We start from the raw sequence: 10045 nt of genomic DNA, 5'->3' as shown, positions 1-10045 counted from the left end.
GGAGGTGAGCGGCGGCTTCGTGACGCGAACCGATCCGGTCGGCTACCCGACCGGATCGGTTCCAGCCCGGTCAGTACCAGGCGGTGCATATGGTCTTGTGACCGCTGGTGTCACCACAGGCCCGCACCTTGTGCGGCGAGCCGTCGTACAGCAGGTTGTTCTGCGGCGTCTGCGTCGACCTCGACGGGCTGGTCGTGTACTGGCGCGCGGTCCAGTTCTTCCCGCCGTTGATCGAGTCGTCCATCCACACCCGTGCCTTGGAGGCGCTGGCGCTGCCGGAGATGATCCCCTTGGCGTAGTCGTGCCCGTCCGGGCACCGCCAGATCTGAAGGATGACGGTGTCCCCGTGGCCCGAGGCCGTCCTCTCCTTGGAGTACTTGCACTCACCGGTGCCGTAGGCGTTCGCGGTACCGGTGGTGGCCACCACGCCGCCGATGGCCACGGCGAGAGCGATGGCGATCCTGCCGACTGTCTTCTTCATGTCGTACCCCGTCTTTCGTCACGCTCGCAGCGTGAACCCCTCGGGTCGAGTGAGGGGCGCCCGATTCTAACCGCTCAAGATCATCGGAATCGGCCTGCCGTATCCAGGCGGAAAGGACACGAAAGAGCCCCTCTCCGGTGTGTGGGAGAGGGGCTCAAGCCCTGGTGAGGGCGGTTGTGGCTGGGGCCGGGGTCGAACCGGCGACCTATCGCTTTTCAGGCGATCGCTCGTACCAACTGAGCTACCCAGCCACGAGGTTTCACGTGAAACCTCAGCGGTCCTGACGGGATTTGAACCCGCGGCCTCCACCTTGACAGGGTGGCGAGCACTCCAAACTGCTCCACAGGACCAAGCTGCAACGCGTACAGTCTCGCACACTGGAATTGGGGCTACCAACGTGGTTTCCGGAGTTCCGGTGGCGTCATGTCGCTGGATCAGCGTAGCAGATGGGAAGGGCCTGTCCGTGCAAGTGATCTTGGAGCGGGTGGGTGTCCAGATACCGGTCCCCACCTCCGGGCCGGCGCATATCGGCGTGGACGACCCCTGCAACGGCGGAAGGAGGCCGGTTAGGATCTCGCAGTGATCACCAACCGTGCCGTGCTCCGGGCTTCACGCGTGGTGCTGGGCGCCGCCACGGGCGGTGCGGCGATGTGGGCTCTGTATCGGATCGACACCGCGGGCCGTGAGTACACCCTCCTGTCCGTCGGGGCTGTGGTGGGCGCGCTCCTCGCCGGTGTGGCGGACTTCTACCGGCGCACGGTGAGGCTCACAGAGGTACGTGTCAGTGTCCCGCAGCTGAGCGAACTGACCTTCGTGGTCAACGACGACACGCGCCAGGTCTCGTGGCAACTCTTCGTCGAGTCCGTGACGCGCATCTCGACCCAGCGGCTGAGTGACGACGAGGGGCTTGTCAGGGAGGCACTGACCTCGTTGTACGGCTTGTTTGCCACGACGCGGGACATTCTCAGAACCACGCGCCCGACTGTGGGGGGCGACGGGATCACAGTCGAGTATCTGGCCGTGAATCTCCTCAACAGGGAACTGCGCCCGTTCCTGTCCAAGTGGCACCCGAGACTGAAGGCGCACGAGAACGCGTTTCCGGACGCCCCGGAGTCCGAGTGGCCCGAGGCTGCCGAGTGCCGGGCGGAGCTGGCCGTCGTACAGGCCCATACGCGCGAGTACGTCATGGGATTCGCGCGACTGGCGGGTGTGCGCGACCCGGGGTTGATGGTGGGTGGAGTCGCTCCGGACGGCGTTGATGAGGTCAGCCGGCCGTACTCCTAGGTGGTCGCGATCCGGCCGAGCCCGAGGGCCAGGAGGGCGGCGATCTCCGCAGGTCTGTGGGCGGCGGCGAGCCGGTGGTTCTCCTCTTCGGAGAGTCCGTTGCGGAGTCCGGCCCAACGCGGGTCCTCACGGGCGGCCATGAGCAGTCGTCGTCCTGTGACGAGGCGCGGATCCTCGGGTTCGGCTCCCGGATCCAGCGGCAGCCAATCGCAGTCGTCGACATCGAGGGCCCGCAGGATGTCCACGGTGACGCCGCCCAGGCCGCCGACCAGGAAGAGCGGTGTCGCGGATTCGAGCGTCAGCAGAGCTTCTTCCATGAGGCCGGGGATGGCTCCCGAGAACCTCTCCCGTTTTCCGCCGAGCAGGATCCGGGCGTCGGTCTTCTCGGCCATGGTGCGGCGCATGGACGTCAAGGCGTGGGCGGCTGCCTCCTGTTGGAGTGGAGGGGCCGGCTCCGTGGAGCGGTCGGCCAGCGGGTCCGGGATTTCACGGCCGCCCGGATCGAGGCACAGCACGCGGGCCCAGCTCTCGACGGAGAGCCGTTCCTCCAGCTCATCGCGTGTCATGTGCTGGTGTTCGCTCCATGCGAGGAAGACGGTGAGGAGAGGCTGGGTGCCTCGCTCGTACCGTTGAAGTTCGGAGAGCAGGAAGGTCGTGTACCCGTCGGGTCGCAGGTGTCCGCCGTAGGCCAGCGTGCCGCCGGACGCGAGAACCGTGCGGGAGATCTCCCCGAGGATCACGTTCACGTGTGACTCGATCAATCCGAGCCGGGCGAGGTCCGGACTGTTCGACACGGAGATGCCGACCATCTGTCCCTTGAGGGAGTCGGGGGGGAGGAGATGGTTCACCGTTGTTCCTCACGCACCTCGTGCGGCGAGCAGTGCCACTGTCGTGATGTCCAGGCCACGCCGGATACCTCCGATGCTCGCGATCTCGTTCAGTACCTGCATCTCATCCTCGCCGAGCGGTGGGCCTGGGTGCACGATGCGTGGCCTGATGTCTGCGACCGCGCGTCCCGTCCTGTGGGAATCGGCGAGCCACTCAGTGATCCATGCCGTCAGGGTGGCCGGTTCCGGCGGTTGGGACGCCCACCAGTCGACCTTCAGATCCGGTTGGGCGGCGAGCGCCTGCCGGCGCGACCGCCACAGGACGCGGTTCAGGTATTCGTCGACGAGCAGGTTCAGGGCTCGTCTGATCGTTTGCCCGGTCGCGTCGCCGGCCGGTGTGCCGACGCAGAGCCGAGGGACGTGGTCCAGCAGGAAGGAGCCTCTGCGGTCTCCTGCGCTCAGTGCGTCGAGGACGACGACCGGTACGCCCGCGCGCTTGGCCGTGAGTACTTCGCGCTGGCACCAGTGCCGGCTCGCGTATTCGTCGGTGCGCACGGCGAGCATGATGCCGTCGGATGCCCTGTCGCGTAGTTCCTGGAGGGAGTCGGACCCGGGCATGAGGCTGTGGTAGTCGATCCACTCTTCCAGCCGCGTGTCGCGGATGCTGTAGCGCACGCGGTCGATGATGTCCCTCGGCGCGTGATCGCCGAGCCTGGTGTGGCTGATGAACACCGTGAGCTTTGCGCTCTTTCCGTGGGCCAGCTGCGCGATGCCCTGGGAGAGATCACGCAGCCGAGTGGCGTGGATCTCCTCGGGCTGGGTGCGTCCCGGCTCCGCCAGCCGCTGGATGCGGCCCAGGAGCTGCTCGAGCCGCCCCAAGAGCGGAGTGCCCGAGATGAGCATCGGGAACACCCCGAGCGTGGGCTGTGGACCCCTGGAGTTCCACGCCTCTTTGATCCGCAGGGCGTAGTCGTGCCATGGATTCTCGGTGTCCTCGGCCGCTCGCGCCCAGTTCTCACCGAGCAACGGAACGACGACGACGTATTCAGCTGCCGCGTCCGGTGTGCCCGGGAACGGGATGGGCCGTGGAGCACTGCCCTCGCCGCGCAGCCCCGCAGAGCGCTCGTAGACGTCGACCACGCCGTCCAGCAGGCCCGAGAAGCGGTCGCCACGGAAGTGCGGTAGCAGCGCTTCAGCGATGTCCTTGCCCTGCCGGTCGGCCGGGTGCCACACCACGTAGACCTCGACCACCGGGGCGTACAGCGGAACTGTCACTCGATCAGCCTACGGGCGCTGCACCCCGCCCGTCCTCGGGTCACGAGAAACGGGCGGGACGCCGGCGCTGTACGTCGCTCCGCGAGGAGCGCATCACGGCTCGCGGTGCGGGTCGTCCTCGTCCGGAGCGGGCGTCTCGACGATCCGCAGGAGTGAGGCCCGGATCCTTCGCTCCAGAGTCTCCACCCTCTCGATCCGCAGACGCACACGGGCGTCCTTGCGAAGCCGGTCTGCCACGTCCTGGCCGACGGTGAGGTTCGCGACGACGCTCCACGGCTCCAAGCGGACGCGCCACACACGATTGCGTCGGCGCAGAACGACACCGAACGCCTCCGTGCCTGGCCGCAGCTGTCTGACGGCCGTCCTCCCGGGATCGTCGATCAGCCGTTTGAGGGATGACAGAACTTCTCCGGTCACAGGATGGCGGCCCGTCACCACCAACTCCGAACGATCGCCCAGCTGTAGCGGGTATTCCCGCGCGTCCCCGCCACCGAAGAACCACCGGCCCTCCCACGACAGTTCCGTGTTGAGGACGAGAGTCGTCAGCCCAGACGGAAGCGGTGGGCGGTCCGGTCCTTGAGCGGTCGCCCAGCCCTGTAGGTCGAAGCGGATGCCGTTGTACGACTTCTGCCGCACCGTGCCCAGCACACGGTCCCCGATGCGTACCTCCCCGGCGGCGACCGGGGCCTCGGACTCCGTCATCCTGAGCTTGATCTGGCGGTTGGTGGAGCCGATGCTGACGATCACCACGTCGATCTCGTCGTCCACGTCCAGTGGATAGCTCCGGGTGCTGCGCAGCTTGGGTTCCCAGCCCGGCACCGGGAGGAGGCCCTTCGTGTGCAACTTGCCCAGGAGCGGTTCGAACTCGGGCTGGTCGACACCTGCTGCCTCGTTCAGCGACACCAACATCCCGTCCACGTCCTTGGCCACAACCCTGCCACGACAGCGCTGACCGACAGTGAGAGTGCCCCGGCTCGGCAGCGACCGTACCCGTCTGACCATGACGCCCTGGCTGCTCCGGTCGACGACCTCGATCCTCACGAGGATCGCGCCGTTGAGCAGGGCGCCCAGTCCCTCGCGTGACAGGTGGGGGAACTCGGCCTTGCTGTGCGGCAGGAAGGCATGGATGGTGGGCTCTTCGAGCAGGCGGACCACGTATCCGGTGGCGCCGCGACTCACCGACAGCACTTGAGCCCGCATGGTTCGCTGAGACTCACGTGCCTCTTCGAGTCGGTCGTAGAGGTTTGAGCGCTCCCACTCCTCCGGCGGGCGGGCGCCGTGGAAGGGTTCGAGCCGCACCACCCGCCCGTCCAGGCCGATCAGCTCCACGGGATTGCGCCCGCAGGTGACCGTGCGCACGGTCCGGTCGACCTCGGTCAGCTCCTCGCCCTGCGGTTGCCCTTCCCAGACGACCCGTACGCTGACCGGCGCGGTGGCGGGGACCCGGATGCCGATGCGACGCTGGGTCGAGACCGGTCCGACGAACAGCCGTGAACCGTCGCGTGCGATTCCCACGGTGGTCTGCGGGACGAGCGCCATCGCCTCCCTGAACAGGGACCGGTCAAAGTCGGCCTCGGGCCATGAGAGTTCCGGATGCGGCAGCCCGACCGCTCGGCAGAGCTGAGCCAGCAGCCACACCGAAGGAGCCTGCAGTACGTCCTCGGGCATGCGCATCATGGCACCGGAGGCCCACTCCAGTATCCGCAGTCGTCTCTGTCGCACGACGCTGTAGACGACGTGGGCGAGTTCCTCGTCGACTGCCGTGAGGAAGTCCTCGGCGGTTACGTAGGACCACACGATCCGCTCCTCCAACCGCAACAATGGGGAGAGGAACTGCAGTCCGGGAGCCATGGCTTCGCGCAGCCCGGTCGCGTCGGGGCGCTCGTCGCCCAGCATCGCTGCCCGGAACGCGTGTCGTAGGCCGGTTCGAGGCCCGCGGAGCAGCGCGAAACCGTCGGAGGCCATGCTCTCCACGACGTCCGACTGGCAGAGTTCGGCCTCCAGCGCGAGGGTGCTGCGCGGCATGGCATGGGTGCGTAGGTCGCGCAGCAGCGGGAACGGCACGAAGGGCGTCGTACACACCAGAGCGGCCAGGTGAGCGAGTTGTGGCGTGTCGGCCAGGCGCCCGCGGATCCGGGCGGTGATCGCCTCCGCGAACTCTTCATTCATCGGTTTCTGACCACCCAGTTCTCCGGGCGCAGCGGCGCTACCCCGTCGGGAAGTTCACCGAACCAGACGGCACGCGCATGATGTCCTCGGCGGTTGAGGGCGGCCATCAGGTGGTGGAACTCGCGGGCACGGTTGAGTGGGTCGGGACCGAAACCACCCGAAACCAGCAGGACGCAGGACGCACGCGCGGGGATTCGGTACGGCTGCCAGCGCCACGCCGGCCCGGTCCCGCAGCCGTGGGCGATGCTGTGCCGAAAGGCCAGCAGTTCCAGTCCCGGAACACTCGCAAGTCGCACCACGTCGAGAAGAGCACGCAGGTCGAGGCCGAAAGGACCGGTGTACAGACCGATGTCGTGGACGACCTGTATGGGCAGTGCCACCTTGGTGCGCGGCAGGACGGGCAATCGGTGCACGACCTGCCCTTGTGCCAGCATGCGCACGATCTTCTCCACGTCGATTCTCCTGCCCGGCACCCGCCGTAACAGGAGCCGGTGCATGCGCTGGCGGTCCCATGTCGTGGTGTACTCGGTGACGCGCTCCAGCGTGAGTTCCGCGCTCTCGGCGGATGTACGCGGGTGTTCGACGGCCGGGACACGGCCCTGACGTGTTTCCTCCGCCGTGAGGATCGCGTCGCTGTCCAGGACGTACGGGATCAGGCGGTTGGCCTGCACGCCCCCGGACTGATCGCCGAGACCCCAGAACCAGCGCAACCCCTGGGAGCCCGGGTTGTCGCCGTCACCGAGGCCGGCCAGATCGTCGGTGGGGGTGGACGCCATGACACGACCGATGCCGTGGTGGCTCACCTCGGCATCGTCGACGACCACGTCATCAGCCTCGTCGGCGTCCTCCAGCTCGCTTTCAGAGGTGATCTCCCAGGCCGGCTCGGCGAGCGGCACCAGCTGGAAGCCGAGCAGGCTCAGCGCGAACTCCAGGTCGACGAGGTGCTCCCGGGCGGCGATGACCCGTACGGCGTCGGCGATGCTCATGCCTTGTCCTCCCTGGTCGGACCAAGACGAATCACCACTGCGAGAAGGCGTTCCGGCGCATGATCGGCTTCTCCACCACCAGCTTCTCGATCAGCTGCCATTCCGGGGAATCGAAGTCCGTGTTGAGCTTGATCAGGACCTCGACGAGATCGAGGAATTCGGCGGTGCTCGCGTGGGCATGGCCGTTCGCGTCGAACTCGAAGCGGGGCGCCAGTTTCGCCACGCGGCTCATCAGACCCTCGTCGGTGTCGAGCACCGGAAAGTGCAGCCGGGCGATCTCCTTCAGCCGGTTGGCGTCGGGCCCTGGAACGGGCAGAACAACGCAGCGCCGGACAAAGGCCTCAGGGAGATCACGCTCGTTGTTCGTGGTGATGATCACGAGAGGGCTCTCCTCGATCCGTCCCGGTCCGTTCGTGACCGTGTCGTTGATCTCGGGGACGTAGAACTGCCGACTGCCGAGTGGTACGAGCAGCCCGTTGCAGAATGAGCTGTCGGCCTTGTCGATCTCGTCGATCAGCAGGACGGCGCCTGCCCTGGTCGCCTGGTAGTCGAGCAGGTGTACCGGCGGAGCGGCCGGCCGGGTCAGCGCACGGTCCGCCCCCCGGCGTTCAGCGGTCTCCGGGTTGAGGGCCCACCACAGCGGTCCGGGCTCAAGATAGTCGGTGAAGACCGACTCGTCATCGGTCAGTTTGGCGAGCTGGGCGTCGTTCAACCGCCGGATGAGGTCGATGCGCCACAACAGGTCCTGCGGATCGGAGTCGTCGGTGACCACGAACTCGAAGTAGGAGAAGCCCAGGCTTCGGGCCACGAAGCTGGCAAGGCTGGACTTGCCGCAGCCGGGCGGCCCGGACAGCAGCAACGGCCGGCCCGTGATGAGAGCGACTTGCACGGCGGTGCGGATCTCGGGCGTAGGTGCGTAGACGGATCCGTCCCGCTGATCGCCTTTCCGCAGGTTTGCGGGCCGTCCGCTCGACATGTCGCGCACCAACTGGAGAAGACTCTCGAGGGTCGAAGACTCCTCAGTCATCACTGTCCACCTTAATTTCGTCATCGGCCAACTTGGCGGTGTCGCTTACGTACTTGCGGGCGGCCCGCTCCTTGACCCGTGTGAACGACTCGTATGCCGATTTGATCTTCGCTGCCTTCCAGAGCCTGTGGTCGGCCGGCGCCAATGCGACGATGACGATGCCCGGAAAACGCACGCGCAGTTCTTCCATCACGGCACGGGCGGTGGACGGGTCCCCCGAGTCACAGCGCAGGACGACGAACACGCCCTCCATGTCGGTCAGCTGAGCCGCGAGTTGCTGCGGGGTGTCATGGTGCGAGAGGTTCAGCGCGTCGCGCAGCGTACGGTCGCACCGTTCCACGAGTTCGTTGATGGTGTCCTCGCCCGTGATCTCCGGAAGGGCGTGGATGTGGTAGCGCCAGTCTCCCGCGGTGGCCCGCTCCGCCAGGTTCCTGCCGAGCCGGTACGCCCGGGTCGACAGCCCGACCACGCGGTCCGGTGCCGACCGGTTGTTGGCAGCCATCACGACCTGTGCCGCACCCAGGTCGACCCACAGCGGCTGGACATACTGGACCGCTCGCTGCACCTGGTGCGGATCAAGCTGCGGCACCAGCTCCTGCAACGCCTTGTACACCAGGGAGGGCTCGCACGAGAGGAAGGCGGCCGCCAGAGCCCGAGGTTTGTGGCGGGTCGTCTGCCATTCTTCGGAGTTGACGCCGATGGTCTTCGCGGCCCGGCGCAGGGCCTCGTCCGTCACCCGGGAGAGGTAGGACGACACATGGTCTATCCACCGCTGCGTGGATGAGTCCGCGTCGTCACAAGGAGTGATGCTGTCGTCCAGCTCCTGCGTTATCTCGTCGGCCGTGGACAGTGCCGCCGAACCGTTCTTCTTGCGGTTCGCGGGGCGCAGTGGCAGGAGGGCGTCCAGCCGCAGGACGCGGCCCAGTCTGCTGGCCTTCACGTCCTTGTCCGTCACGTCGCCGAGCAGAACCGGCAGAAGGTGAACGGGGTCACCCACGGTACGGCGGAAGGTGAGGATGGTCGCTTCGGCGAGGACGTACTCGGAGTCGAGCGCGTCCCTGTCGATGAGGATCACGGCGGACCGGCAGCGGAGGAGCGCGTCGTAGATGAGAGTGTCGAAGCACTCGCCCTTTTCGAGATCCTTCTGGTCCAGCCACGTGGCGAAGCCGAGAGGTGGCAGCCGGTCGTCGGGGGCTGCGAGTATCCTCTTCAGGTAGATTTTCCGGTGCTGGTGTCTCTGCAGCGTGTCACCAGCCCCCAACTCGTGCTCCTCTCTGGGGCGGGAGCTGTGGCTGAGGAACACCAGGCCGCGGTCTCCGAAGAGAGTCTCAGAAGGAGCGATCTCGTCGTCCGCCTCATCGGCGAGTGGTACACGGGGGCTCATACGGCGCAGTGCTGACAGCGACGAATCAGGGAAGTTCTCTGAAGTGCCACATCCGGTACACGGAGAAAACGCCGCTTTCTCACAGAAACCGCCCCCTCGCTCGTTCCCGACCACCGTCAGGATAGTGAGCTGGGCCACCTCATGTCGCGGTTGTCCTTGTTCTGTGCCGGCTCGTCGACATGAGAAAAGCCCGTGCACGCATCCAGTGATGCAGCACGGGCAAGTCCAACTGTGCCCCCAACGGGATTCGAACCCGTGCTACCGCCTTGAAAGGGCGGCGTCCTAGGCCGCTAGACGATGAGGGCTATCGGCCCGCCTGTGCGCTTCGCAGCGCGTCGGGGACGTGAGAAGCATATGGGATGGCGGGAGCTATCGCCAAAACGGTTTAGGAGGAGGGCGAGGAAGTGCCCTCGGGCGGGGTGCTGGGGGACTGGCTCGCGCCGGGCTGGTTCTCCTTCGGGAGGTGGCGGCTGACCTCCGCCGTCGTGAGGCCGAGGCCGCCCAGCTCGATCTCGTCCCAGGCCTGGAGGTGGCGGGTGTCGCGGTCGAAGTAGAGGATCGACGCCTCGATGGGGTCGGGGTGTTTGCCCTCGATGGCGCGCAGTCCGCTGC

The 10045-nt window shown here is 66.8% G+C and carries 8 protein-coding genes, 3 tRNA genes and 1 pseudogene; 1 reads left to right on the top strand and 11 read right to left on the bottom strand.

The window, feature by feature from the left end:
• Positions 1-70 precede the first annotated feature (70 nt).
• The 3 genes from ABZ281_RS22060 to ABZ281_RS22050 form a co-directional block, all read right to left on the bottom strand.
• Positions 71-481 (bottom strand): hypothetical protein, encoded by a 411-nt coding sequence (locus ABZ281_RS22060; protein WP_356657895.1) that lies wholly within the window; start codon positions 479-481, stop codon positions 71-73.
• A gap of 177 nt (positions 482-658) precedes the next feature.
• A tRNA-Phe gene (locus ABZ281_RS22055) sits at positions 659-732 on the bottom strand.
• A gap of 24 nt (positions 733-756) precedes the next feature.
• Positions 757-831 (bottom strand) — tRNA-Asp (locus tag ABZ281_RS22050).
• A 265-nt stretch (positions 832-1096) separates the two neighbouring features.
• On the opposite strand from ABZ281_RS22050, the gene ABZ281_RS22045 reads away from it, so the two are divergent.
• Positions 1097-1765, top strand: a complete 669-nt coding sequence (locus tag ABZ281_RS22045; RefSeq protein ID WP_356657893.1) for a hypothetical protein — start codon at positions 1097-1099, stop codon at positions 1763-1765.
• Here ABZ281_RS22045 and ABZ281_RS22040 read toward each other — a convergent pair.
• The 8 genes and pseudogenes from ABZ281_RS22040 to ABZ281_RS22005 all read right to left on the bottom strand — a co-directional run.
• On the bottom strand, positions 1762-2613 hold the full coding sequence (locus ABZ281_RS22040; RefSeq protein ID WP_356657891.1) for a hypothetical protein: 852 nt from the start codon (positions 2611-2613) through the stop codon (positions 1762-1764). The genes ABZ281_RS22045 and ABZ281_RS22040 overlap by 4 nt on opposite strands.
• A gap of 9 nt (positions 2614-2622) precedes the next feature.
• Positions 2623-3867 carry a toll/interleukin-1 receptor domain-containing protein gene (locus ABZ281_RS22035; RefSeq protein WP_356657889.1) on the bottom strand — a complete coding sequence of 415 codons (1245 nt, stop codon included), beginning with the start codon at positions 3865-3867 and terminating at the stop codon, positions 2623-2625.
• Between the two features lie 93 nt (positions 3868-3960).
• Entirely contained in the window at positions 3961-6036 is a 2076-nt protein-coding gene (locus ABZ281_RS22030) for a hypothetical protein (protein ID WP_356657887.1), read from the bottom strand.
• A complete protein-coding gene (locus tag ABZ281_RS22025) occupies positions 6033-7022 on the bottom strand; it encodes a hypothetical protein (protein ID WP_356657885.1) in 990 nt (329 codons plus the stop codon). The genes ABZ281_RS22030 and ABZ281_RS22025 overlap by 4 nt, the downstream gene beginning before the upstream one ends.
• 31 nt (positions 7023-7053) lie before the next feature.
• Positions 7054-8049 (bottom strand): MoxR family ATPase, encoded by a 996-nt coding sequence (locus tag ABZ281_RS22020; protein ID WP_356657883.1) that lies wholly within the window; start codon positions 8047-8049, stop codon positions 7054-7056.
• On the bottom strand, positions 8042-9433 hold the full coding sequence (locus ABZ281_RS22015) for a toll/interleukin-1 receptor domain-containing protein (RefSeq protein ID WP_356657881.1): 1392 nt from the start codon (positions 9431-9433) through the stop codon (positions 8042-8044). Before ABZ281_RS22015 ends, ABZ281_RS22020 begins: the two co-directional genes overlap by 8 nt.
• Before the next feature lie 232 nt (positions 9434-9665).
• Positions 9666-9738 (bottom strand) — tRNA-Glu (locus ABZ281_RS22010).
• 80 nt (positions 9739-9818) lie between these two features.
• A pseudogene (locus ABZ281_RS22005) lies at positions 9819-10045 on the bottom strand (hypothetical protein); the annotation flags it as partial.

Source organism: Streptomyces sp. NPDC006265 (genome assembly GCF_040613555.1).
GTDB lineage: Bacteria > Actinomycetota > Actinomycetes > Streptomycetales > Streptomycetaceae > Streptomyces.
Note: the sequence above shows the minus strand (reverse complement) of the source record. Positions and strands in the feature narration are given on the sequence as shown.

Bases quoted from the DNA above. Each gene is read 5' to 3' on its own strand.
- ABZ281_RS22060 (WP_356657895.1), bottom strand. From the start codon at position 481: ATGAAGAAGACAGTCGGCAGGATCGCCATCGCTCTCGCCGTGGCCATC.
- ABZ281_RS22030 (WP_356657887.1), bottom strand. From the start codon at position 6,036: ATGAATGAAGAGTTCGCGGAGGCGATCACCGCCCGGATCCGCGGGCGC.
- ABZ281_RS22025 (WP_356657885.1), bottom strand. From the start codon at position 7,022: ATGAGCATCGCCGACGCCGTACGGGTCATCGCCGCCCGGGAGCACCTC.
- ABZ281_RS22020 (WP_356657883.1), bottom strand. From the start codon at position 8,049: ATGACTGAGGAGTCTTCGACCCTCGAGAGTCTTCTCCAGTTGGTGCGC.
- ABZ281_RS22015 (WP_356657881.1), bottom strand. From the start codon at position 9,433: ATGAGCCCCCGTGTACCACTCGCCGATGAGGCGGACGACGAGATCGCT.